At 54.8% G+C, this 25,695-nt stretch carries 19 protein-coding genes and 2 pseudogenes; 4 read left to right on the forward strand and 17 right to left on the reverse strand.

Going from position 1 to position 25,695, the window contains the following annotated elements:
* Positions 1-97: 97 nt before the first annotated feature.
* Entirely contained in the window at positions 98-778 is a 681-nt protein-coding gene (locus AC4G46_RS30310) for a hypothetical protein (protein ID WP_491125889.1), read from the forward strand.
* A 635-nt stretch (positions 779-1,413) separates the two neighbouring features.
* Here AC4G46_RS30310 and AC4G46_RS30315 read toward each other — a convergent pair.
* Positions 1,414-3,159, reverse strand: a complete 1,746-nt coding sequence (locus tag AC4G46_RS30315; RefSeq protein ID WP_491125890.1) for a glutamine--tRNA ligase/YqeY domain fusion protein — start codon at positions 3,157-3,159, stop codon at positions 1,414-1,416.
* 252 nt (positions 3,160-3,411) lie between these two features.
* Between AC4G46_RS30315 and AC4G46_RS30320 the strand changes: the two genes are divergently transcribed.
* On the forward strand, positions 3,412-3,657 hold the full coding sequence (locus tag AC4G46_RS30320; protein WP_221796561.1) for a DUF2164 domain-containing protein: 246 nt from the start codon (positions 3,412-3,414) through the stop codon (positions 3,655-3,657).
* Positions 3,658-3,695: 38 nt separating this feature from the next.
* Positions 3,696-4,244: pseudogene (locus AC4G46_RS30325) on the forward strand (GNAT family N-acetyltransferase).
* Between the two features lie 141 nt (positions 4,245-4,385).
* Here the strand turns inward: AC4G46_RS30325 and AC4G46_RS30330 are convergent.
* From AC4G46_RS30330 to AC4G46_RS30375, 10 genes and pseudogenes are all read right to left on the reverse strand, one after another.
* Positions 4,386-5,039 (reverse strand): MOSC domain-containing protein, encoded by a 654-nt coding sequence (locus tag AC4G46_RS30330; protein ID WP_491129014.1) that lies wholly within the window; start codon positions 5,037-5,039, stop codon positions 4,386-4,388.
* Positions 5,005-5,535 (reverse strand): GNAT family N-acetyltransferase, encoded by a 531-nt coding sequence (locus AC4G46_RS30335; RefSeq protein ID WP_068728358.1) that lies wholly within the window; start codon positions 5,533-5,535, stop codon positions 5,005-5,007. Before AC4G46_RS30335 ends, AC4G46_RS30330 begins: the two co-directional genes overlap by 35 nt.
* A 70-nt stretch (positions 5,536-5,605) precedes the next feature.
* The gene (locus AC4G46_RS30340) at positions 5,606-6,823 is read right to left on the reverse strand and encodes an MFS transporter (protein WP_491125891.1); all 1,218 of its coding nucleotides are present in this window, start codon (positions 6,821-6,823) and stop codon (positions 5,606-5,608) included.
* Between the two features lie 127 nt (positions 6,824-6,950).
* The gene (locus AC4G46_RS30345; protein WP_491125892.1) at positions 6,951-9,047 is read right to left on the reverse strand and encodes a molybdopterin-containing oxidoreductase family protein; all 2,097 of its coding nucleotides are present in this window, start codon (positions 9,045-9,047) and stop codon (positions 6,951-6,953) included.
* 370 nt (positions 9,048-9,417) lie between these two features.
* Entirely contained in the window at positions 9,418-10,245 is an 828-nt protein-coding gene (locus AC4G46_RS30350) for a formate/nitrite transporter family protein (protein WP_491125893.1), read from the reverse strand.
* 300 nt (positions 10,246-10,545) lie between these two features.
* On the reverse strand, positions 10,546-11,910 hold the full coding sequence (locus AC4G46_RS30355) for an FAD-dependent oxidoreductase (protein WP_491125894.1): 1,365 nt from the start codon (positions 11,908-11,910) through the stop codon (positions 10,546-10,548).
* A 370-nt stretch (positions 11,911-12,280) separates the two neighbouring features.
* Positions 12,281-13,915 (reverse strand): formate--tetrahydrofolate ligase, encoded by a 1,635-nt coding sequence (locus AC4G46_RS30360; protein WP_491125895.1) that lies wholly within the window; start codon positions 13,913-13,915, stop codon positions 12,281-12,283.
* Positions 13,916-14,158: 243 nt separating this feature from the next.
* Complete coding sequence (locus AC4G46_RS30365) at positions 14,159-14,635, reverse strand: glutathione peroxidase (RefSeq protein ID WP_491125896.1); 477 nt, start codon at positions 14,633-14,635, stop codon at positions 14,159-14,161.
* A 204-nt stretch (positions 14,636-14,839) separates the two neighbouring features.
* A pseudogene (locus AC4G46_RS30370) lies at positions 14,840-15,176 on the reverse strand (DUF3243 domain-containing protein).
* A 172-nt stretch (positions 15,177-15,348) separates the two neighbouring features.
* Complete coding sequence (locus tag AC4G46_RS30375) at positions 15,349-16,311, reverse strand: M15 family metallopeptidase (RefSeq protein WP_491125897.1); 963 nt, start codon at positions 16,309-16,311, stop codon at positions 15,349-15,351.
* A 28-nt stretch (positions 16,312-16,339) separates the two neighbouring features.
* Between AC4G46_RS30375 and AC4G46_RS30380 the strand changes: the two genes are divergently transcribed.
* On the forward strand, positions 16,340-17,305 hold the full coding sequence (locus AC4G46_RS30380) for a hypothetical protein (protein ID WP_491125898.1): 966 nt from the start codon (positions 16,340-16,342) through the stop codon (positions 17,303-17,305).
* 26 nt (positions 17,306-17,331) lie between these two features.
* Here the strand turns inward: AC4G46_RS30380 and AC4G46_RS30385 are convergent, their stop codons facing one another.
* The 6 genes from AC4G46_RS30385 to AC4G46_RS30410 all read right to left on the reverse strand — a co-directional run bounded on the left by AC4G46_RS30385 (position 17,332) and on the right by AC4G46_RS30410 (position 25,503).
* Positions 17,332-19,170 (reverse strand): DEAD/DEAH box helicase, encoded by a 1,839-nt coding sequence (locus AC4G46_RS30385; protein ID WP_491129015.1) that lies wholly within the window; start codon positions 19,168-19,170, stop codon positions 17,332-17,334.
* A gap of 468 nt (positions 19,171-19,638) precedes the next feature.
* Positions 19,639-21,315, reverse strand: coding sequence for an ABC1 kinase family protein (locus AC4G46_RS30390; protein ID WP_491125899.1), 1,677 nt, complete (start codon positions 21,313-21,315; stop codon positions 19,639-19,641).
* Positions 21,316-21,702, reverse strand: a complete 387-nt coding sequence (locus AC4G46_RS30395; RefSeq protein WP_491125900.1) for a phasin family protein — start codon at positions 21,700-21,702, stop codon at positions 21,316-21,318.
* A gap of 103 nt (positions 21,703-21,805) precedes the next feature.
* A complete protein-coding gene (locus AC4G46_RS30400; protein ID WP_277468141.1) occupies positions 21,806-22,438 on the reverse strand; it encodes a ThuA domain-containing protein in 633 nt (210 codons plus the stop codon).
* A 196-nt stretch (positions 22,439-22,634) separates the two neighbouring features.
* Positions 22,635-23,447, reverse strand: coding sequence for a uroporphyrinogen-III synthase (locus AC4G46_RS30405; protein WP_491125901.1), 813 nt, complete (start codon positions 23,445-23,447; stop codon positions 22,635-22,637).
* Between the two features lie 91 nt (positions 23,448-23,538).
* Positions 23,539-25,503, reverse strand: a complete 1,965-nt coding sequence (locus AC4G46_RS30410; protein WP_491125902.1) for a methyl-accepting chemotaxis protein — start codon at positions 25,501-25,503, stop codon at positions 23,539-23,541.
* Positions 25,504-25,695 lie beyond the last annotated feature (192 nt).

The raw sequence follows: 25,695 nt of genomic DNA on the forward strand, positions 1-25,695 counted from the left end.
AAAAAAACGGACGAAGAACGTCCCGTACTCCAAGCTTATTGGGGTGCGGGACTTTTTTTATCATTTTGTATTTTAATTTATAGGGGGAAAGTTATACGTGGGATTTGCTGAAGAGCATGAGAAATGGCTGAGCCGTCATAAGCGGAGGAGAACAGGTGAACGTCTGGATCGTCTGGAGCGGGGGCACGGGCATGGGGAAAAATTGTTTGCTGAGCGCGTATGGTGGCCGCTATTTGGACATTTTAATCATCTTCATCCGGAGTATGAGGTTTCCGATTGGCGCGGCCGTCCTTACTTTGTTGACTATGTCTGGAAGCCGGGGCAGGTCAAGTTTGCAATTGAGATCAAGGGCTATGGCCCCCATGTACAGAACACCGACCGGACCAGATACCGCCAGGAGTTAAACAGGGAAACCTATCTGCAGATTGCCGGGTATCATGTGGTCGCAGTGCCGTATGATGACCTGGAGTCTGCACCGGAGCTGACTATCTCATTGCTAAAGACCTTATTACTTCCGAGTCTGCTGACGAATGCTGATAATGCGGGCGGTAAATATTCAAGGATGGAGCGGGAAATCCTGCGCATCGCAGCAAGTTCGGACGGAATCATCCGGCCTGTTGACCTCGTAAATGCTCTCGCCGCTGATCCCAAAACGATCAAAAGGCATATTACTCAATTATGTGAAAAAGGCAGGCTAAAGCCTTTACGAGCCCACGGCAGCAATCGAGTCTGCCGGTATGAGTATATTCACTCCATGCTGGATGGTGAACTGTTGTAATACATAAATAATAAATCAAAGGGATTTTTCCCTTTGATTCGTACCAATAGCACACTATTCGGGCTTTTCAAAGGGATTTTTCCTTGATTCGCACCAGTAGCACACTATCCAGGCCACTCAAAGGGATTTTTCCCTTTGATTCGCACTAACAGCACACTATCCAGGCCTTTCAAAGGGATTTTTCCCTTTGATTCGCACCAACAGCACACTATCCAGGCCTTTCAAAGGGATTTTTCCCTTTGATTTGCACTAACAGCATGCTATCCGGGCCACTCAAAGGGATTTTTCCCTTTGATTTGCACTAACAGCATACTATCCGGGCCACTCAAAGGGATTTTTCCCTTTGATCCGCACCAGTAGCACACTATCCGGGCCACTCAAAGGGATTTTCCCCTCTATTCGTGCTCTCCGCAGGGGAGATTGGGCCCGTTAGTGGGATTTTTCCCTTTGATTAGCACCAGCAGCGCACTATACTGGCTTTTCAAAGGGATTTTCCCCTTTGATTAGAGCCATCAGCAAACTGCCGGCCCGCTAGCTAGATGCTGTCACCATCCAGCACCAGGAAACAAACAAACCACAAAAAAAGCTGTCCCCGTCATCACAAGACAACAGGGACAGCCTTTTATTATGCAGCCTTACTTACCAGGCTGGAACGAGCTTTTCAGGGAAACGACCAGGTTGAACACAAGGTGTTCAGGGGTCGAGTATTTGCTGTCCACGTTAAAGTAACCGTGGCGGAAGAACTGGAACTTGTCCTGCGGCACGCTGTCCTTCAGGCCCGGCTCCACGAAGCCCTGCAGAATCTGCAGCGAATTCGGATTGAGCTGGTCGAGGAAGGTTGGCTCCGGCTTGTCGGCAGACACCTCTAGGCCTTCTACTTCTGCCTCAGCATCGGCTTCTTCGGCCGAAATGAGCGGCTCGTACAGGCGGAATTCTGCCGGAACGGCCTGGCCGGCATCGACCCAGTGCAGGGTACCTTTGACTTTACGGCCGGTGAAGCCGCTGCCGCTTCTTGTCTCCGGATCATAGGTGCAGTGCAGCTCTACAACCTCGCCGTTCTCATCCTTGATGAAGTCCGTACACTTGATGAAGTAGGCATTCTTCAGGCGCACCTCATTGCCAGGGAAGAGACGGAAGTATTTGTTCGGCGGCACTTCCATGAAGTCATCGCGCTCAATATAGATTTCGCGGGAGAACGGAATCTGGCGTGTGCCCATTTCGGGGTTCTCCACGTTGTTCTCAATCTCGAAATATTCTGTCTGACCTTCCGGATAATTCGTAATGACCACCTTCAGCGGCCGCAGCACCGACATGGTACGCGGTACTGTCAGCTTCAGGTCCTCACGGATGAAATGCTCCAGCATCTGCAGGTCAACAAGGCCCTGGCTCTTGGAGATCCCCGTTTCGTGCACAAAGCTGCGGATCGCTTCCGGCGTATAGCCGCGGCGGCGCAGTCCGGAGATGGTCGGCATCCGCGGATCATCCCAGCCGTCGACATGGCCTTCATCCACCAGCAGCTTCAGCTTGCGCTTACTGGTCACCGTCTGGGCCAGATTCAGGCGGCCGAACTCATACTGATGCGGCGCAGCAGGCATCTCACATTCAGCAATTACCCAGTCATAGAACGGACGCTGATCCTCAAACTCCAGAGAGCACAGGGAGTGGGTCACGGATTCAATAGCATCCTCCAGCGGATGGGCAAAGGTATACATCGGGTAGATACACCAGGCATCGCCAGTATTATGGTGATGGGTATGCGATATCCGGTAGATAACCGGGTCGCGCAGGTTGATGTTAGGCGAGGCCATATCAATCTTAGCGCGCAGCACCTTTTCGCCGTCCTTGAATTCGCCTGCACGCATACGCCGGAACAGGTCCAGGCTCTCTTCAGCGCTGCGCTCACGGAACGGGCTGTTCTTGCCGGGCTCAGTCAGCGTGCCGCGCAGCTCGCGGATCTGATCGGCGGACAGGTCGTCCACATAGGCTTTGCCTTTTTGGATCAGCAGCTCTGCCCGTTCATACATCTCGCCAAAATAGTCGGATGCAAACCGCAGCTCTTCCCACTCGTACCCAAGCCACTTTACATCCTCTTTGATGGAGTTAACATATTCCGTGTCCTCTTTTAAAGGATTGGTGTCGTCGAAGCGCAGGTTTGTTTTGCCCCCGAATTCATCAGCCAGTGTAAAGTTAATCCAGATCGCCTTGGCATGTCCGATATGTAAATAACCGTTCGGCTCCGGCGGAAAGCGGGTGACCACTTCTTGTACTTTACCTGAGCTCAAATCTTCGGTAATGATATTCTTGATGAAATTGGAGGGTGTTCCACGGTTCTCCACAGCTATCAACCTCTCGTTCTGTAATTTGCGTCCTTGTATGAACATGTTTCCTATTAATATACCCGTTAACCGGAGAATGATCAATGAAATGGGTAATGGAGTCCTCTTAACAGGGGGGCTTTGACTTCGCTCCGGACGATAGAGTAGCATGGGAAGCATAAGGCTTTTACATTTTTTTAGCCAAAATGAATGGCTACGCCGTCCTGATCAGAACGGTATCCGTTCGTGCAAGAAAGATACGGATAAAGCATTGCGTGAAACATGTACTTTCTTATATTAAAAAAGGGGGAATCATCTATGAAGCCAATTAAGCTGCCAAAAGAGCAGCGCGATCTCATTACGGAGAACATCCGCAGCTATTTTGAAGCGGAACGCGGGGAAACGATCGGCCACCTCGCAGCGGACAGCCTGCTGGAGTTTTTCCTCAAGGAGCTCGGTCCGGCTGTTTATAACGCTGCGCTGAGCGACTGCCGCACCCTGGCCGTACAGCGGATGCAATCGCTCGAAGAGGACATTTACGCCCTCGAGTGGAAAAAGCGTTAAGCACCATATCGGCCCGGGCCGTGAGAGGAGACAGCCGCATGTTTAATTATGTCGTAGATGATGAGCTTGTGCTGAAGCTGCTGATGCCGGAGCATGCCCGCCAGATGTTCGCGCTCGTTGAGCGCTCGCGGCTGCGGCTCAGACAATGGCTGCCATGGGTGGACGGAGTTTCCGAACAGGCCCATATCACCACATTCATCAAAAATGCCGTCAAGCAGGGCAGCGACAACGGGGGCTTCACCGCCGGACTGTGGGTCCGCGGGGAGCTGGCAGGCATCATCGGGTACCATGAGATCGACTGGCTCAGCCGCTCAGTCGGCATCGGCTACTGGCTCGGCGAAGGCTAAGAAGGCTACGGCTATATGACCAGCGCCTGCCGAGTGTTTGTTGATTATGCCCTGCTCGAAATGGAGCTCAACCGGATTGAAATCCGCTGCGCCACCGGCAACAAAGCAAGCAGGGCCATTCCCGAGCGACTGGGCTTCGTGTTCGAGGGTGTGCTCCGCCAGTCGGAGAAGCTGCCCCACGGCTATGTGAACCACGCCGTCTACGGCCTGCTGCGCAGCGAATGGAAGCTGCTGGGCTGAAGCCACAAGCGCACCGCCCGGCGTTCTTCGCCGCACACAAGCAAACAGCCCGGGGGCTTGGCCACCCAGGCCGTTTGCTGCTGCTTTCGGAGCAGATACCCGTAAAGCTTCTGTCTCACCAGACTATGTACCCAATCCCGCTTACTCCCGCTCCAGCCATTTCTTGAAGTCATCACGGATCTCATCGGTCAGCGCGCTTAGCTCAGCCAGCTCCTTAAGATCGGTCTTATCCTTCCGTCCGACCTCCATCGCCTTCAGCACCCGGCGGACAGAGTAGTCTCCCTCACCGGATTCGACCTTCACAACAGTATCACCGGCACCGACTGCGCCTTCACGCAGTACACGGAAATAAAAGCCGCTGTAGCCTGTGGACAGCACCTTGGCCGGCATATCGTTCGCACCATGCTTCTGAGAGAGCTTGAAGCACGGGAACCGCGGCTGGCTGACCTGCAGCAGTGCCGTTCCAATCTCGTACACATCGCCGATGCAGACCTCGGTCTCCAGCAGCCCGCTTACCGTAATATTCTCCCCAAAGGCGGAATACGCCAGCTTTTTGCCGAGGTGCTCCTCCCAAAATGTATAATGCTCAATCGGGTAGACACAGACTGCCCTGTTTACTCCCCCGTGATTCACCAGATCCGCCTGGCCGTCGCCATCGAAGCCCAAAGCGTGGAGCCGTACCGGCCCTTCTGCAGGCAGCTTGTAAATCCCTGTCTCCAGCGGCTTCCCGCGGTAATCCACCGTTACGGGCTTGCCTACATTAAGCGAAATGACTTCCATTCTGATTCCCTCCAGTCAGCATACAGCTCATAAACACTTCATCGACATAATGACCGCCCAAGTAAAACTCTTCCTTCAGTCGGCCCTCTTCCTCAAATCCGCATTTGCGGTAAAAAGCGAGCGCCGGCTCATTGCTTGACAGCACCCGCAGCCGCAGCTTCCGGATACCGTGGTCTGCGGCATGCTGTTTGATCGCTTCAATCAGCCTGCTGCCGATTCCCTGACGCTGAAACTGCGGATCGACTGCGATGTTCACCTCACAGACATGCCGGTTGCTCTCCATTCCGCTCGGGCAGCCAAAGCCCACGTATCCGCACAGCTCGCCATTCTGCAGGGCGACAAGCTGTGAGCCCGGCGGTGCATGAAGCAGGTAATCCTCACGGGAACGCCACATTAGCGGCCCCGGTGTCGTATCTTCTGTCCAGATCATATTGTCCAGCAGGATCAGCTCACGCACATCCCTGATTTCCGAGGGCCGGATCGTGAGCGAGCCTTCGTTAATTTGCTGCATAACGCCTCCACTCCTTGCCTTGCCTTTTATCTCTGGGTTCTCAGATACACTTTCCAGCCAGCTTTATCCATTATACCGCATTTTGCTCCAGATGACGGGCTGAGCGGTTAACATAGGCATGGATCACAAAAAATCCGACTGCCAGCACCGCCATGGCACAGGCAAGCCATCCGGTAGGCGCGAGTCCCCCCTGGTCGAACAGGCCGCCCATCAGAGCCGGGCCGATGACCCGGCCTGCTGCCCCGATTCCGCCACTGAGCCCCATATAGAACGGGGCGTTGCGTCCGGCGGTATCTGCGATAAAGGCCGGCGTTGCCGGTGAAATCAGCATTTCGCCAAGCGTCGCCAGGATCATCGCCAGCACAAGGCCGGGATAGCTCGGCATCAGCAGAATGACCGCATATCCGCTTAAGTAAAATACGGCACTTGCCGTCATCTGGGCATTTGATGTGCCGGCGAACCAGCGTTTGATCAGACTTACTACCGGCTGGGCGGCAAAGATTAGAATACCGTTAAGCGTCCAGAGGAAGCTGTAGAGGCTCTTGGACCAGCCTTCAGAAATAATAAACGGTGAGACGCCCGTATTCCAGACGGAATTGCCGATCAGCAGAAACATCGTTCCCAGCGACATGTACAGGTAGAGCCTGGTGTTCCCCGCCAGCTTCCACCCCGACTGCTCCCGTTGCTGGGATCTGCGCGGCAGATTCTCCTGCACCGGAGTACTGCTGATTTTCCGCAGATAGACGAGGAAGAATACAGCGAAGATGGCCGAAGTCAGCCCGTTCATCACAAAACTCAGCATATAGGAAATCTCGGCCAGAAAACCGCTAAGGATCGTGCCGAGTGCCACCCCGATATTATTCGCAACATAAATGATATTGAACAGCTCGCCCCGCCGCTCCGCAAACCGGAAGCCGACAAAAGCCTGGATCGCCGGCTGCGCCATGGAATTGAACAGGCCGACCAGCCCCATAGCCACCATGAATAAATACCAGTTCGTGCTTGCCGCGGGAAGGGCGAACAAGGCGAGCGCATTCATAGCCAGCGCTCCGACAATCAGGCGTTTGACGCCCAGCTTATGATACAATGATCCGCCCAGCAGCTGTCCGGCGATCCCCCCCAGAGACTGGATAGCGATAACGAGTCCGGCCTCCTGCATGCTGCGGCCAAGCTCCTCAAAAACATACATCGTCACAAGCGGCCACATAAGTGCGCTGCCGGTCGCATTGACGAGACTTGCAATCAGAAATACTTTGACTTCCCTCGGATAGTCCTGCAAAAACTTCATGGCTTGTCTTTCATCCCCTGTTACATATATGTCGTCAATCCATCCAGTATCATCCCAAAACAGGGTGAAGAGCAAGCTTTTACATTACCGCTTTATCGCGTTATTCAAATATAGAATCTTAGTGTAATCAGACGGATCCGGACACTTCCAACACCTGCTTCCGTTTCTTCACTTCCACTGTAGCCGAGAAGAAGGTTGCGCCCCCGGCCATGTCGCTAAGCCGGTCCGGTGTAAGCACGTTGACCCGCTGCTTCTTGCCTTTTCCGCCCCACCACAGCCCCTGGCTGATCACGGTGCCCGGCAGCATTTTATCCGTCACCATGGCTGAAATCTCCACCGCACCTCTGCCATTGTATACAGTGATTTCGTCACCGTCCGCAATCCCCCGGGCAGCTGCATCCAAAGGATGAATCTGCAGGACCGGCGCCTTCTCCAGCTTCTGATGCTTCTCTACATTGCCGAAGGTCGAATTCAGGAAATTATGGTTCGGCGGCGAGATGAACATCAGCGGATAATCTGCTCCCTGCTCAGGCCGGCGCACTCCGTCGTAGCCTTCCTTCAGCGGGGTATAGACCGGAAGCGGCGGCAGGCCGGCAAGCTCCATCGCTTGGGAATAGAGCTCGATCCGGCCGGAAGGGGTCGGCAGCGTCTCCAGAAAATGCGCCTTCGGTGACATATCCAGCTTCACGAACCGCTCAGCCTTCAGCCGCTCCAGCGTTACCCCGTTCAAATACGGGTTATCCGGATAATCAAGTGCGTCACGGATCATCTCCTCCTCCGGCTGGCCGAAAACTTCCGGTTCAAAGCCCATGGCTTGGCCCAGCAGCGAAAAGAGCTCGACATTGCTTTTGCATTCACCCTGCCGCTCCAGAATAGGCTCCTGAAGCTGCATATAATGATGCCAATAGGAGCTGTACAAATCCGTATTTTCAAAGGTGGAGGTTGCCGGAAGCACAATGTCGGCATACATCGCCGTATCGGTCATAAACAGATCATGCACCACCGTAAACAGATCCTCGCGGGCAAACCCCGCCTTTACCTTGTCGGCACTCGGCGCTACAACCAGCGGATTGGTGCCGTAGACGAATAAGCTCATGATCGGCTGTTCCTGCTGTGCCAGCGCTTCGCCGATCCGGTTCATGTTGATGCTGCGTGTCTGCGGGTTGCTGCGCAGATCATGCCGGGCCAGCGCCTGCGAATGAACGGAGCTGTAGCCGCCGTTGGACCTGACCGCCCCGCCGCCCGGCTTCAGCCAGGCACCGACCAGCGCGGGCAGGCAGGCAATGCTGCGGACGTTCATCCCGCCATTGTCATGATGCTGCAGCCCGTTGCCAATATGGATATACGGCACCTCAGCTTCGCCGTACAGCCTGGCCAGCTGCTCAATATCTGCCACAGGCACGCCGGTAATTTCCGACACCAGCCCGGGCGGATACCTCAGTGCCTGCTCCCGCAGCTCCTCATGCCCTACCGTATACTTTTGCAGAAAAGCTTCATCGGTCAGTCCGTCGCGGAACAGAATATGCATCAGGCCAAGCGCCAGTGCGGCATCTGTTCCCGGGTACAGCGGCAGGAACCAGTCCCCCCACTGCGCCGTGCGGTTGCGGTGCACATCAATGACCACAACCTTTGCTCCCCGCTTGCGCGCCTGCTCGGCAAAAACCACCTGATGCATATTGGTGCTTACAATGTTGCCGCCCCAGACGATGATCAGATCGGCGTTCACCGTATCCTCCGGATTGGCTCCCCCGTCAATACCCATCGTATACTTCCAGCCGGTTGTCCCGGCTGCATTACAGATTTTGGCGTCCAGGCGGCTTGCGCCGAGCCTGTTAAAGAAGCGGCGGTCCATCCCGCCCACGCTGAGCATACCCATATTGCCGTAGAAGTAGTACGGCAGAATACTCTCTGGCCCGTGCCCGGCTGACAGCTGCTTGTACCGGCCGGCAATCTCCGCAATCGCTTCTTCCCAGCTGATCTGTTCAAAGGCTCCGCTGCCCTTGGGGCCTGTGCGGCGCAGCGGGTGCATCAGCCGCTCCGGATGATGCACCCGTCCGGCCATGTTCCGCACCTTATTGCAAATTGCCCCTTTCGTGACCGGATGTGCCGGGTTTCCTTCAACTTTTACAATTTTCCCGTCCTGCTTATGCACCAGCAGCCCGCAGGTGTCAGGACAGTCCAGCGGACATACCGCCGGAAAAACGCCGTCACTGCTATGCTTCAAAGCGGATGTCCTCCTTTAATTACTCGGTTAAATGAAGCTTAATATCGTATAAAACAGCTCGTCTGTCCATTGTATAGCGGGCGTTCCGGGGCGTAAAGAAAATCACCGGAATCCGGCTGTTTCGATGCCGGTATGTCCGGGTAATAGAGCATATGAAACACTCCCTATTTATTCGCCGTGAACCCGATTTCGTTCCCCCGAGTCGGATCTGCACGGCGAATTTTGTTTTGCAGGCATTTTTTATAAATGAAAAAGACACCCCCCGATCACCAGCCGCCTGCTCCGTTAATAATGGATGCTGGCCGGTCATGCAAGGAGTGCCTATGCTATTCATTCTATGAAGCCCGTTCACATCAGCTTCGGATTACTGTTAAGCGTGTTTCTTCACAGCAGCTGCCGCTACACCTTCAACTGACTGGACAGCTGCAGGCGCTTTGCGCAGGTAAGCCATGTAATAAGCTGCTGCTACAAAGATTGCTCCCCCGGTAAGATTACCGAGCCACACCGGAACAAAGTTGGCGACATATTGTCCCCAGGTGAAGTGTCCTTCAAATATGGCAGCAGGGATCAGGAACATGTTAGCCACAACGTGCTGGAAGCCGATGGCAACGAACGCCATAGTCGGGAACCAGATACCGAGAATTTTGCCGCTGAAATTATCCGCCCCGTAGGAGAGCCACACTGCCAGCGCTACCAGCCAGTTACAGCCGATCCCGGAAACAAAAGCCTGCACAAATGTAACATCAATCTTATGCTCAGCCATACTGACCAATTTCTCAAGATATACGCCTTCAGCCGTCAGACCGACTACATGACCAAAGAAATAAGCAACGAACAGGGCGCCTGCCAGGTTGCTGAGCGTGATCAGCACCAGGTTCTTAATGACATCCCAGAACGAAATCTTCTTCGCTATAAAAGCCAGCGGCACCGCCATCATATTGCCCGTCAGCAGTTCCCCGCCCGCCAGCAGTACCATAATCAGCCCGACCGGGAAAACAGCAGCCCCGATAAAGTTCGCGATGGAGCCCCATTCAGCCGGAGCACCCGCAATGACACGAATATCCAGTAAAAATCCCAGCGAAATAAATGCCCCTCCCAGAAAACCGAGAATAAGCACGGCTGCAAGCGGGTTATGGACCTTCTTGATTCCGTTCTCTACCGTTACCTCGGCAATCTGTTGCGGTTTGTTGTATGCCATGATTCCTATCCCCTTCGAAAATTACTTAAAATTTGTTCCTTTATCCCATTGTAGCGTGATCCCGATCACATTTACGTGATAAATATCACCACAAGAAACGCTTCGTGAAAGTTTTCACTGACATGTCAAATTTAGCACAGCACAAAAAAGATGAATGTTAAAAAAAACACAGTAACAGTTCATTCGCTTTTATGTATAACAGCCCCATAATCCCCGCTGCCGCGTCCTCAAATCCATCTTTTCTGACATGCAAAAAACCGGAGCCAGGGCGGCTCCGGTCGGACTTAATCCATCTATAAATTATACATTTACTGTCTCTCTGCGTTCCACTGTCTTGGGCAGTGCCTGCAGGCCGGCCGTGTTCAGGAAGTTCCACGGCTTGTTGTAATGCGGCTGGAAGAAGAAGTCGATAAAGGCCAGCTGGTCAACCGTCATCCGGTTCTGGATGCAGACAGATACCGTATTAATGGACTGGGTCAGGTCCATTTTGGACATAATCTGTGCGCCGAGAATCCGGCGTGTGCCGCGGGCATAAACGACCTTCAGCTGCACTTCTTCCACAGTCGGCATAAATTCCGGACGGTAGTTGTCGGTGATCATTACGCTCTCTACCTCGATGCCTTCTGCCTTGGCTGCTTCTTCAGTAAGCCCGGTGCCGGCAATATTATCTTCATAAATTTTGATACCCGAGGTACCCTGTGTCCCCATATAAGGAATGGTATTGGCAACCAGATTGCGGGCTACAAGTGTACCCATGCGGACCGCATTGGTCGCAAGCGGAATATAGGCATGCTGTCCGGTCGGATTGTAATGGATCGCGCAGCTGTCTCCGGCAGCGAATACATCCGGCAGGCTGGTCTGCATGTAATCATTGACCATAATCGCCCCGTTAGGCAGCATATCCACCTGGCCCTTGAGCAGCTCTGTATTCGGACGGAAGCCGATGCAGAGAATAACCAGATCCGTTTCGTGCTCGCCTTTGCTCGTAATAACCTTGGTTACTTTACCGTTCTCGCCGGCAAAAGAGCTTACCTTTTCACCGAGAGCCAGCTTGATGCCGTGGTCCTCAAGCGATTTTTGAATCGGAGCTGTAAATTCCTCGTCCAGGTATTTGCTGAGGATACGCTCCTCACCGTCAATCAGGGTTACCTGCTTGCCGTTCATCTGGAAGGCTTCAACCAGCTCGACCCCGATGTAGCCTGCGCCGACTACGGTAATTCTTTTTACCTGCTCAGCCCGCTCAATAATGGTGTTCGAGTGGTTGTAGTTCTTGGAGAGCAGGATGCCGTCCAGATCCATTCCTTCCAGCTTGGGAATAATCGGCCATGAGCCGGTAGTCATAATCAGCTTGTCATACGTATCATTAAATTCCTCACCGGTTGCCAGATTGCGGGCACGCAGTGTTTTGGCGGCGGTATCTACATTAATAACTTCATGGCGCATCTTGGTGGTAACACCGAGCTCAGCCAGCTTTTCCGGTGACGAATAGAACAGGCCCTGCGGGTCTTTAACCACTCCGCCTACATATAGGGCAATGCCGCACGACAGGAATGAGATATTATCATTGCGTTCGTACACCGTAATCTCGGCGTCCGGGTAAAGCTGTGCGGTATTAACAATTGCGGCGGTTCCGGCATGGGTACATCCAATGACTGCTACTTTCATGATTTCTTCCTCCTCCAAATTGGCAAGCATATTTATTTAATATTTGTTTGCGTATGTGATAAATTTCACTTTATACGTTGATTATATTGTGATTTTTCTCACATTACAAGTATAATTGTGATTTTTCTCACATTGTTCACAATTTGGAATGCCTTCTGGTTTGTTATCTGCAGCCGGCATGCTGCTCCGGTTATTATTTTCCCCAAGCAGGCGGAGTTTATGTCTCCCTGGCGGCAGGAAGCAGCGATGTAAGGAATCCCGGTGTATCCTGTAGGCGCCTATTTATTTTTACCCAAAAAAAATCCCTGATACCACAGCGGCAAGCCGCCGGGCACAGGGAGAAGCATTAATTTTTTTTCATTTGGACAGCCTATTCCAGGCCGTGCAGCACGCCATCCTCATCTACCAGCAGCCCTTCAGCAGCCGGTTTGGCCGGAAGACCCGGCATTGTAACCATGTTGCCTGTGATCACTACGGCAAAGCCTGCGCCAAGGGACAGTGTGATATCACGCACTCCCATCGTAAAGCCTTCCGGCGCACCCAGCAGCCTCGGCTGGTCGGAGAAGGAATAAGGTGTTTTGGCCATGCATACCTGGAGCTGCTGCAGCCCAAGCTTCTCGATAACAGCCAGACTGCGTTTGGCGGCCGGTGAGAAGGCTACTCCGGTCCCCCGGTAGATTTCGTTGACGATTTTATTGATTTTGGACGGAATGTCGAGCTGGTCCTCGTAGAGCGGAGCAAAGGTCCCGCCTGGTGCATGATCCAGCAGCTTCTTCAGCTCTCTTGCCAGCTCCAGGCCTCCTGCTCCGCCCTCGGCCCACACCTTGGAGACGGCAGCAGGAACACCCAGGCGGCGGCAGGCCTCCAGCACTGCATCGACCTCATCCGGCGTATCGCCCTCAAAGTGGTTCAGGGCTACCAGTACCGGAACACCGAATTTGCCCAGGTTCTCAATATGACGCTCCATATTCGCGAGGCCCGACAGCAGCGCAGCGCGGTTGCCCTCATACAGCTCTTCCTTGCGGACACCGCCGTTGTACTTCAGCGATTTCACGGTTACGACCAGTACGGCTGCATCCGGGGCAAGCCCGGCCTGGCGGCATTTGATATTCATGAACTTCTCCGCACCGAGGTCAGCCCCGAAGCCGGCCTCCGTGACCACTACTTCGCCCAGCTTGAGCGCATAGCGGGTTCCGATTACGCTGCTGCAGCCATGGGCAATATTAGCAAAGGGCCCCCCGTGGATAATGACCGGAGTTCCTTCCAGCGTCTGCACCAGATTGGGCTTTACTGCCTCCTTGAGCAGGGCCGTCATGGCTTCTACAGCACCAATCTCCTTGGCCGTAACCGGCTGGCCCAGCATATCGTAGCCTACAAGCATGCGGCTCAGCCGCTTCTTCAGATCAGCAAGGTCATCGCACAAGCACAGCACAGCCATAATCTCGGAAGCGGTCGTAATCTGGAAGCCGCTCTCGCGCACGGTCCCGTTACCGTCCCCCAGCCCGGTCACAATATTCCGCAGGCTCCGGTCATTCATATCCATAACGCGTTTCCAGACAATCCGCTGCGGATCAAGCCCGAGGGCATTTCCCTGGAATATATGATTATCAATCATTGCTGACAGCAGGTTATGCGCGGAAGTTACAGCATGAATATCACCTGTAAAGTGCAGGTTGATATCGTCCGCCGGAACAATCTGAGCCTTGCCGCTGCCTGTTGCTCCGCCCTTCATGCCCAGACTTGGACCGAGCGACGGCTCGCGGAGCGCTGCCACTGTCTTGATTCCCGCTGCATTCAGTGCCTGGGACAGCCCGATCGTGGTCAGTGTTTTACCCTCGCCGGCGGGAGTCGGATTAACTGCGGTAACAAGCACCAGCTTGCCGTCCGGCTTGTTCTTTACCTCTTCCCAAAGGGAAGGAGCCAGCTTGCTTTTATATTTGCCGTACAGCTCCAGATGCTCCCCGCTGATTCCTGCTGCCGCTGCTACCTCTGTGATTAACCTCATAACTTTATAAAACCCTCCTGCCGTTATTATCCTGCTCAGCTTGCCTGACTTCTTTGAATGCAATACGCTGTGATGTTTCCTTCTTCAAAGAATACAGTGTCCCTGAAAAGCGTCAAGGAATATTTTCATAGTATACCCGCACGCAGTCACTGCACTACGCAGCAAAAAGCCCTCCCGCAGCCGGTTGTGTCCGGTCCGGGAAGGCTTGATGGATTGTATTATAAATATCGCTGTTCTATGCGGTTACAGCAGGGACTCAATAAGCGCCTTCATCGTTTCCGGCGACTCCTTCGGCTCCACCCGTGCTGTAACATTACCACTGCGGTCCACAAGGAACTTGGTAAAATTCCACTGGATGTCGCTGCTGTCCGCTGTTCCGGGCTGCTGGCCCTTCAGATACTGAAACAGGGGGCTTGCGTCGGGGCCGTTAACATCGGTCTTGGCGAAAATCGGGAACTTTACGCCGTAATTAACCTGGCAGAACGCCTCTGCCTCCTCACTCGTCCCCGGCTCCTGGCCGGCGAAATGGTTGCAGGGAAAACCGAGCACAACAAGACCCTGGCTGCCGTATTGCTCATACAGCTTCTGAAGATCCCCGTACTGCGGAGTAAGCCCGCACTTGCTGGCTGTATTCGCAATCAGCAGTACTTTGCCTTCATAATCCTTAAGCGGCACTTCCTTACCCGAAGGTGTAACAGCGGCAAAACTGTAGATCGACATTGGCTCTTCATCCTCTCGGCTGCTTATTTAGTCAATGCCATCATACCCTATACACCCGTGCGAATACAAAAATGGAGGTGAATTACGGCCACGAAAGCTTAACCGGTAATGGGTAATTAGGATGTGCCGATAAAGGTAGCGCCGGCTCCTCCTGCGGCCGCCGGTAAAGACAGGTCAGCTGCACAGAATTTCAGACTGCCGGGCTTAACGACTCGCCAGTTTAACCAGCATATGGGCCAGCCGGTGCCGCTCCTCTTTATTGGACCTTCCACAGCTCCTGCAGCAGCTTCTGCTCACTGTTGCGCGGCTCCTCATGATTGGCCAGATAATCGGCGATTTTTTCCGCGGCTACGGCAAGCTGCTCTTCTCCCATTCCGATTTTCTGCGCCAAATGAATGCGCTTACTTAAATATTGCTGAAATTCACCGAAATTGTCCAGAATCTGCTCCCGCTGCTGCGGCTCAATCCGCTCCAGGACATCGCCTACCCGGCCCATGCTGACATTACCGTCCTTACTGACCACATGATTATGCTCGGACATATCATCTGCCTCCCGTTCCTGATTAGTAGGGTTTCCCACTACTTAACCAGCCGTTTCCAGGGTGAACCATCTCTAAGGAGGCGCGGTAAACCGGCGCAGCCAATGGAATAATCCCTACGGTCCTGCCAAAATAATAAAAAAGGCAGCCCCGGATAACGGAGCCGCCTGCGCTTTAATTCGATACCGGAACGGCATCGTAGTATTCTTCCAGTGTAATACCTCTGGCTGCAATATCTTCTGCAATATCCTGTCCTACATAGCGGATATGCCAAGGCTCGTATTTATAGCCGGTGATCGCCTGCTTGCCTTCCGGATAACGGATAATAAAACCGTATTCCGCAGCATGGTCTGCCAGCCAGTTGGCTTCTTTGGTTCCTCCGAAGCAGCTCTCCGCGGCACATTTACCGTCGCTGCCGGATACATCAATCGCCAGCCCCGTCTGATGCTCGCTGTGCCCGGGAACAGCGCTGTAAGTGCGGGCCTTCTCTTCGCCGTCGCGTTTTACATAATTGTTAAACAGCGTGGTCTGTGTCTTCTCGGAACGATAAGCGGACACACCGGCCAGATAAACACCGTCACTCTTAGCACCTGCAAACATCTTCTCCAGCGCAGCCGCCGCCTTCTTGCGCATCATCCGCTTCTCTATCTTCTCCGAGAAAAGAAACGGAACGTCCGGATAGACCAGATCGGCAGGCTTGTACCCGTCCGGAAGCTTGTACTGTTTATTGACCATGACCGTTATACTTTCCGGCTCGGCGGCGGTAAGCTCGGCATCAGCGGACCCGCTGCCGCCGGAAGGCTTGGCTGTTGCAGCCGGTTTAGCCGTTGCGGCCGGTTTCGCGGTTGGTGCCGGATCGGCCGGCTGGACTGAAGGCGCTGCTGTAGGCTCGCCAGCAGCCGGGGAGTCAGTCTGCTGTGGTTCAGCAGTGGCAACCGCTGTAGGCTCCGGTATAGCAGATGGCTCAGTGGAGGCCTCCGGCTGCGCGACCGGCGGAGCCTGAAGCTCATTGCCCGTACCTGCAGAAGCCCCTTCTTCCTGTGAAGCTGATGGCGACGGGGAGGTATATTTGCCGATTCCCCAGCCTATGGCGATAACGGCTATGAATAAAATGACAATTTTGGCGGTTCTGGACATATGCTGCTTCCTCTCAAGTTGTTTTGTATTGCTTAACCTGCTGCCCTGCGGTGAAACGTTATTTTCAATTTTCATTATAGACAAGCATTGCGTCCAAAATGTTTCAAAATATTTAACATACTGTAAGAACCCTGATCCGGCGCGCTGGCCGGCTTTAGGCGAAATCAAGGGCATAATTGCCTTTGATTCGCCGCGCTGGCCGGCTTTAGGCGGAATCAAGGGCATAATTGCCTTTGATCCGGCGCGCTGGCCGACTTTAGGCGAAATCAAGGGCATAATTGCCTTTGATTCGCCGCGCTGGCCGGCTTTAGGCGGAATCAAGGGCATAATTGCCTTTGATTCGGCGGTCTGGCCGGCTTTAGGCGGAATCAAGGGCATAATTGCCTTTGATCCGGCGCGCTGGCCGACTTTAGGCGAAATCAAGGGCATAATTGCCTTTGATCCGGCGGTCTGGCCAGCTTTAGGCGAAATCAAGGGCATAATTGCCTTTGATTCGGCGCGCTGGCTGACTTTAGGCGAAATCAAGGGCATAATTGCCTTTGATCCGGCGGTCTGGCCGGCTTTAGGCGAAATCAAGGGCATAATTGCCTTTGATTCGGCGCGCTGGCCGACTTTAGGCGAAATCAAGGGCATAATTGCCTTTGATTCGGCGGTCTGGCCGGCTTTAGGCGAAATCAAGGGCATAATTGCCTTTGATTCGGCGCACTGGCCGGCTTTAGGCGAAATCAAGGGCATAATTGCCTTTGATCCGGCGCGCTGGCCGGCTTTAGGCGAAATCAAGGGCATAAGTGCCTTTGATCCGGCGGTCTGGCCGGCTTTAGGCGAAATCAAGGGCATAATTGCCTTTGATTCGGCGATCTGGCCGACTTTAGGCGAAATCAAGGGCATAATTGCCTTTGATTCGGCGCGCTGGCCGAAGCCAGCTCACATCAAAGAGCAGAAAAAAAATATTACCACAGGAACAGCCTTATTGCGCCGGCCGCCCCTGTGGTAACAAATTCCGATCTAAATCCAGCGTCTTTATCTAGATGAGCCGCGCCCGCCGCGGGCTGCCCCGCCGCTGCTCCGTCCGCCGGCATTGTAGCCGCCTTTACCGCCCTTGGCACCGCCCTGGCTATAGCTGCCGTAGCTGCCTTTGCCGCCCTTGGCGCCGCCGGCACTGTTGCCGCTGCGTGAGCCGCCTGCGCTGTTGCCGCTGCGTGAGCCGCCTGCGCTGTTGCCGCCGCGTGAACCGCCGCCCTTGGCCGGCGGTGAAGCGCTCCATGCCCCCGCCTCATTGCTGCGGGCCACGTTCGCTCTATGTTTCGGGCTGGCCTTGGCCCCGCCCGGATTATAGCCCGCGCCGGAGCCTGCGCCCTTGGACGCGCCATAGCTGAAGCCTCCGGCTTCCTCACCGCGCGCTACATTGGTGCTGTAGCCGCTGCTCGGGCCGCCGCCCGCTCTTGACTTCGCCGCGCTGCGGCCGGCGGAGTCCCCGCCTCTGCGCGCCGCCGCGTCATAGGCGCTGCGCTTGCCCGCGGACGCTTCCTTGCGGCCGCGGCCTTCTGCAGGCGCGTCCCAGCCGCCTGCTTCCTTGCCGTGCGCGCGTCCGCCCTGGCGCGCACCGGCTTCCGCACGCGGCGCTCCGCCGCTGCGTCCCTGGCTGCGCCCGCCGCGCCCGGCACGGGCCGGCTCCGGCGCACCGCTGCGGCGGCCCCGCGCGGGGCCGCCTTGCACAGAGGTGAATTCGCCGACGCCGAATTCATCCTTCTCGTAGCGGCGGCGGTCCAGCCGCTGGGAAGTCCCGTGCTCGATCAGATCGAGCAGGTTGTATTCACGCGGCGAGGCGAAGGTAATCGCCAGGCCTTTGCCGCCGGCCCGGCCGGTGCGGCCGATCCGGTGGATATAGCTGTCCGCATCCAGCGGCAGATCATAGTTGAAGACATGCGTGACCCCTTCAACGTCAAGGCCGCGGGCGGCAACGTCCGTAGCGACCAGCAGCTGCAGCTTCGCATCGCGGAACCGTTTCATGACGGCTTCGCGTTTAGCCTGCGACAGATCGCCGTGCAGCTCGTCGCAGTCATAGCCGGCAGCCTGCAGCGCTTCGTTCAGCTTCGAGACCCGGCGCTTGGTCCGGCAGAAAATAATCGCCAGGTAAGGGCGGTCCCGCTCGATCAGCGCCTGCAGCGCCTCTTCCTTGTTGCGGTCGGAGCATTCTACGACCTGCTGGCGGATATTCTCCAGCGGAATTGAAGATCCGCTCTTGATGATGATATCCAGCGGCTCTTTCATATAATTCGCAGCCAGACGTTTGATCGCATCCGGCATCGTTGCCGAGAACAGCATCGTCTGGCGGCGGTAAGGGACGGACGTAATAATCGTCTCCACATCCTCGAGAAAGCCCATATGCAGCATCTGGTCTGCTTCATCAAGTACGAGCATTTTCACGCCGCCCAGGTCCAGTGTCTCACGGCGCAGATGGTCCAGCAGTCTGCCCGGAGTCCCGATAATCAGGTGCCGGCCGCCTTCCAGCTTGCGCAGCTGCTTCTCGACATCCTGTCCGCCGTAGACGGCCAGAATTTTCACGCCTGTATGACGGGCGAGCTTGCGCGCCTCCTCCGTAATCTGCAGTGCCAGCTCACGCGTCGGCGCAAGAATCAACGCCTGCGGATAGGCCGCTTCTACCCGGATCTTGTCCATAATCGGCAGCAGAAAAGCCAGCGTTTTCCCGGTTCCCGTCTTCGCTCTCGCAATGACGTCCAGCCCCTGCACCAGCGGCGGAATCGCTTCCTCCTGAACCGGCGTCGGCTTGACAATGCCCTGTCCTTTCAGCAAATCACTCAACACTTCTGAAACTCCCAACCCTTTAAATCCCGGCAATTGCTCCACCTCACTAAATTTGTTAATTTGTCCTGTTACCCATAACCTATAGGCATCCATGTCCGGAGTTAATGTACTCAACTTCCCTTTAGGGGCAAATAAAAGCGGAAGAACCCGCCTCCACGGGTCCTTCCGTCCCTTGTGCCGCCCTATGCCCACCAGAAGTGCGGTCAAAGTACGGTTTCTGGGGCAGCAGCGATCCACCGGACATTCATGACGGCATTCCTTTTGCGTTCCATTACACTCTATACAATAGTCTGTCCGGCCTGCAGCTCCCGGAAACAGTAAGCCAAGTAAAAACGGCTTTGCCCGTCCTGAACAGGACGGTATCCGTTTCTGCGCGAAATATAAGGATAATTTATCGTGTAGAACATATACATTCTTATATTTTTTGAAAGTTATCCTTCTTATTGTACTTGATCTTGGCCTCTTTGTGTAAATTGCTTGAAAATAATAATGAAAAACCGGCTAAAACCGCCCCGACTTGAAAATCGACAACAGCAGCCAGATGACCATCAGCAGCGCAATGACCGAACCGATCTCGACAGTGGGAAAATCCCACAGCAGCGACGGCTCGCCGCGCAGGGAAGAGCCGATAATCAGACCGGCCATAATGATGCTGAAGGCCAGCAAAACAATGCTGAACGAGAGCCGGTTTCCGACCCGGCTGAATTTGTGCTCCAGATTTTTTAGCTCCGGCAGTCCGACCTCAACCTTCAGCTTGCCGCTGCTGATCAGCGCCGACAGCTGGCGGGCCTGGGAAGGCAGCTCAATCAGGCTCTCGGCCAGATCGGCTACGCCTCCAAGGAGCTTGCGCAGCACCCGGGTGCTGCTGAAGCGCTGCTTCACCAGTTGTTTGCCGAAAGGCTCGGCCATCTGCACAATACTGAAGGCCGGATCCAGGTTGGCCACGACCCCCTCGAGCGTCAGCATCGTTTTGCCGAGCATCGCAAGGTCGGGCGGAATAACCAGCCTGTGCTTTCTGGCAATGCCGAACAGATCATTCAGCGCCTTGCCGATGCTGACCTGGTTGAACGGGATATCATAATATGACTCACGCAGCCGGTCCATATCATCCCGCAGGGAGGCGCGGTCGGCATTCTCGGGAATGACCCCCAGACGCAGAATCGCCCGTACCATCGAGTCGGTATTCCTGCGCATCAGCGCAATTACCAGGGCAGACAGGTTGTCCTTCATTTCTTCACTGAGCCGACCGACCATTCCGAAATCAATGAGTGCCAGCTTGCCGTTGTCCAGCAGCATCACGTTGCCGGGATGCGGATCGGCATGAAAGAAGCCGTGAATAAAAATCTGGTCCAGCATCATTCCGACCAGCTGCTGGGCAACGGTCTTCAGCTTCTGCCCCCGCTCCAGCAGCTCCTCCCGGCGGTTCAGCGTAATGCCGCTGATGTATTCCATCGTCAGAACTCTGGCCGAGCTAAAGTCCCAGTAAATCGCCGGAATCGCTACTTTTGACTGGGCCTGATCCGACTGCTGGGCGGCAATGCGCTCCGCATTGCGGCCCTCCTGCGCGTAATCCAGCTCAGCCAGCAGGGAGCGCGAGAACTCCTCGGTCATCCGGGCCAGCCCGTATTGCTTGGCCCAGTCCAGTTTCTTCTCGGCAAGAATGCTTAAATCCTGAAGAATTTCAAGGTCGCGGTGCATCGTGCGTGTGACACCGGGACGCTGTATTTTGACCGCCACATGCCGGCCCCCGTGCAGCACAGCCCGGTGTACCTGGCCGATCGAGGCCGCCGCAATCGGCGTATTATCAAAGGCTTCAAAAATATCATGCAGCGGCTGGTCCAGCTCCTGCTCCAGAATACTGCGCGCAGTCTCCGCCGGGAACGGCGGTACGCTGTCCTGCAGCTTGACCAGCTCGGCAATAATGGATTCGGGCAGCAGATCGGATCGGGTACTGGCGAGCTGCCCCAGCTTAACAAAGGTCGGCCCCAGATCCTCCAGCACCCGCCGGATGCGTTCTCCGAGTGTCAGGGCTGCGTGGGCCTCATGCGTCATAATCCGGCGCGGCAGGGACAATACGTGGTAGAGACCCAGTTCCTCCACCATATAACCGAAGCCATGACGCATAAGCGCCATGGCAATGGTCCGGTACCTCCCGGCATGTCTGATTCGTACTGCCATTTAATCAGTACGCGTATCCGTAATAAGATCTTCCCGGGAACCGGGAGAATCAGGGACTGGGGCCGGCGCAGCATCAGCAGAAGCGCCTTCCAGCTCAGCTACACGGCGCTCCAGGACAGCAATCCGTGCCTCAAGCCCGGCTATATCGCTCTGCACAGGCACCTTCAGATCCTTGAGTACCCGCTGAACCTGCTCCTGCACGGCTGTCTTGAACGCACCGCGTTCTTCTTCGCCGCGCTCCACAAGCCGGTCAATCAGTGCTCTGGATTCAGTGGGAGCCAGTTCCCCGCGTTTCACCAGCTCATCTACTACCTTCTCCACCTTTTCCTTGCTGACAATGGTGAGGCCTACTCCTAATGAGATTGCTTTTTTGAACAGATCACTCATCGCTATTTCCTCCCATAGATTGCAGTTATGGATAAAGTATACCCCTTGACGGCCTATTTCACAAAATTTGGGCTGCAAGGGGCATAGTGACTCTCAAATGTAGTTATCTTGGAATGCGCGCCGCCCAGGTGGCCGCACCCAGAATCAGCTTGCGGACTGCAGGATGGCGGAATGTAGGCTCATGATGGCCGGGCATCAGGAATACAACCCGTCCCTGCCCGTAGCGGTGGCACCAGGCCGCCGGATAAGTCTCTCCGTCAGCCTCATATTCCAGCAGCACGGTCTTTTCGGTAAACGGATCGAACTCGAAGCGGTAAGGCTCCTCGTCCAGCTTGAAATCTTCAATGCCTTCTGTAATATCATGCTCATGCACTTTGAAGTTCAGTGGAGCGTACGGCGGATGGGTTGTAAATCTGGCTCCGATCAGGCCGGCCAGCTCGTAGCGCTTGGCCAGTGAAATGCCGGTATGCAGCACGATCAGCCCGCCCCCTCCGCTCACATAACTCAGCAGACCTGCAGTCTGCTGGGGGGAAACCGTCTCGTTCCACAGCTCGTTATACGCTATGCATAAATCGTATCCGGCCAGGTGCTCACCGAGCATCAGTTTTTTATTCTCTGAACACTGAACGGTCAGCAGGTCGTTCAGAATTTCACCAATTTGCTGATCCACACCCTGCAGCGGGTGGAAACGGGGATGCGTGTAGTCGCCCAGGAGCAGGCATTTTCTCTTGTCCATAGGGATCCTCCTTCATGATTCTGTCCACATAATTTGTCGTATACGTTGCTACTATTCTAAGGAAAACTGCCAAGGATGTCCATGATGACACAAGGTAATCCCATAGAACCCGTGCATAAATAAACGCCAGCCGGCGGCAGCGCCTGCAAAAACAAATCCCGCTCCGGCAGGAGCGGGAACAACCCTCATTACTCGCCTAACGTCCTGCGGCCACATAACGCCCCAGCTCGACGAACATGCTGCCCATCCGTTCATGCTCAGGCATAATGATTCTCTGTACGCCTTCCTCCTTCAGCGCCTGGGAGGTGATCTTGCCTACAGACACCGCCAGCACCTCACGCTCAAAAGCCTCCAGCATCTGCGCAAGCTTCCCCTGCTCCTGGGCATACTGTGACAAAAAGCGGAATTGCGGCGCACTGGTGAATGCCACCGCATTCACCTTCGCCTCAAGAATCTCGGTAAGCAGCAGCTCCAGCGCCCCCGGCTCAGGCGGAGTATGGCGGTAAGGCTGTACTTCCCGGACCGAAGCTCCGGCTGCCTCCAGCCAGGCAGTCAGCCTGGGAGCGGGTTCTCCATGCAGCTGCAGCACAACCTCCTTGCCCGCAAGATCGAATTCCTGCAGGCCGCGGATCAGCCCGCTGGTGCTTCCGTCATCATCACGTACAGCGGGGACAAGCCCGCGCTTCTTCAAGGCATTGACGGTCTTATACCCCCGGGCTGCAATGGAAGAAGCGGAGAGCACCTCCAGAAAACGGCTGCCAAGCCCCATATCCTCAGCCATGCCGAACAGCGCATCCAGCCCCATGCCGGTAGTCAAAACCGCCCAGTCAGGCGGCTGCTGTGTCCAGGAGTTCAACCCTTCCCGCAGCGCACCGTCATCCAGAAAAACCGTCCCCTGTGCCGGGCGGAACAGCGGGATGCCGCCCATATTCCCGACCAGCCTGGCCATTTCCTCCGATTTGCGCGGACCCGCAAGGGCAACGGTAATCCCCTTCAATTGCTCTGCCATTATCTTCGCTCCCCCTCGTTAACCCTGCTTTGTTGTCTACCAGTATACTTGCAAAGGGTGTAAAAAGAAAAGCGCCATGAAAGCTATTTCTTCACTGTTCCTTCTTTGCGGAATGCAGATTGAAGCGGCTTACCAGCTTCTGCAGCTCCTCGGCCAGATGGCTCAAATTGGCCGTCGATGACGAAATCTCCTGGACGGCTGCAAGCTGCTCCTGGGCTGCGGCAGAGATTGTCTCGGTATTCTCGGCTGCCTCCCTCGAAATGCTGCCGATCTCGCCGATCGCCCGCTCCATGCTGACGGCTTCTGCTGCCAGGGTATGCACAGCTCCGCCCATGGCTTCAATCTTCTCTGCCGCCCCTTTCACTGCCCTGCGGATCCGCGAGAAGGAACGTCCGGTGGTATCGACTGCCATAATGCCGTCCGATACCCGGTTCTTGGCATCTTCCATCGTGGCCGTAGCCTGCTTCATCTCCTCGTTAATGGAGGAAATCTGCTCCGAAATCATCCGTGCTGATTTCTCCGATTCTTCCGCCAGCTTGCGGACCTCAGAGGCAACGACGGCGAAGCCGCGCCCCTGTTCGCCTGCCCGCGCCGCTTCAATAGAAGCGTTAAGGGCAAGCAGATTGGTCTGGCGGGATATTCCTGTAATGACACCGACAATGCCCTGAATCTGCTCTGTGCGTGTGTTAAGCTTATCAATTACAGCCCCAAGCTCCTCCACAGTCTCATGTATGCCATTGATTTTGTCTACAACGCTGATTACCGATTCATTCCCTTCCGCAGCGGACAGTGAGGTCTTGTCCATCATCCCCGATACCTGTTCCATGAAGCCGGAAATATTCTGCACTTCACTTGCAGTAGCCGCTGCGCTTTCCGTCCCCTTGCCTATACTGTCCACCTGGCGCTCTGTGCCGGCGGCAACCTCCTGGATGGCCACCGTAACATGCTCTATAGCCCTGGTGGTCTGATCAGCTCCGGCAGCCAGCTCCTCGGCGGAAGAGGACACATCATCAGTCATCTCCTGCACACTGATAATCATCTCCCGCAGGCTTGCCACCATCGCCCGGAAATGGTCCGCGAGCATACCGATCTCATCCCGGCGGAACGCCCCGATATCCTCTGAGAGATCCCCCTCTGCAATTACTGCTGTAGCTTTACGGAGACGGGCCAGCGGACGCAGAATGGACTGCACATTAATGTAGATCAGAATCAGCGCCAGTGCAACCGAGATGCCAATGACCAGAAAAGCCGTCTGCCGTATCTCCTCAGTCGCACCGGACACCTCGCTTTTATCGATCGTGCCTCCGATTCTCCAGCCGGTCAGCTCATTTTGCATAAACGTCATTTTTTTGTCCAAATCCTTGTAGACGTAATCAAAAGAACCGTTTTCTGCTTCGAACATCTTTTTGATAAACGGCTCGGAGGATTCCTGCCCGATCTGTTCCGTCGGATGCACCAGAAACTTCTTGCTGCTGTCTACAATGAAGATATAGCCCTGCTTGCCCACTTTGATGCTTGTAAGCTCCGCCAGTGCCGAAAGGTCGAGATCGAGGGCTACTACCCCGTTCCCGCCCTCAAGCACAGCCGAAATGGCAATCGCCGTTTCATTATTAACGGTTTGAAAAGCTGGTGAAATGACGATACCGCCGCCATTCTTCAGGGCATTCACATAGGAGTTCTCTTTACGCGGGTCATAGCCTTCCGGTCGCGCAGCTTCCGAGGCATGGAGAGCCCCTGCACGGCTGGTTCCAACATAAACATCCAGCACATCCGGATGCAGCGCCGCGTATTCCTTCAGCCGGTCTGTAATGCCGGCCGGTGTCCCTACAGCTTCTGCATTGATCTCCTCAGCAGACAGCCGGGCCGCGAAATACTTGATATCATTTATTTTGGATCCGATGTTGGCATTGATAATTTCATTAACTGCTGCAACACTCTCGGCTGCGTTATTCACCAGCTGTTCTTCCACTTTACCGCTGGCTGATTCGTAGGTCTGCCAGCCGATAATCAGGCTGGGGGCCAGAAGGACTAGCAGGTATGTAAGAGTAAGCTTCATACGGATGTTTACATGGAATCTTTTGCCCAAGGCGGTTCACGCTCTCTTTCGTTTAGGTCTTAAGTATGAGTTGTTATCCATGTTATATAATTATATATCGCAGGCGTAATTCCTTTATTTCAGCTGTTTATGTCGTTATTCTTCTATAATAACTGAGAATTTTTATATAAACGCAACAAAGACCGCCTTAAT

It is taken from the genome of Paenibacillus sp. fava2 (genome assembly GCF_058313675.1).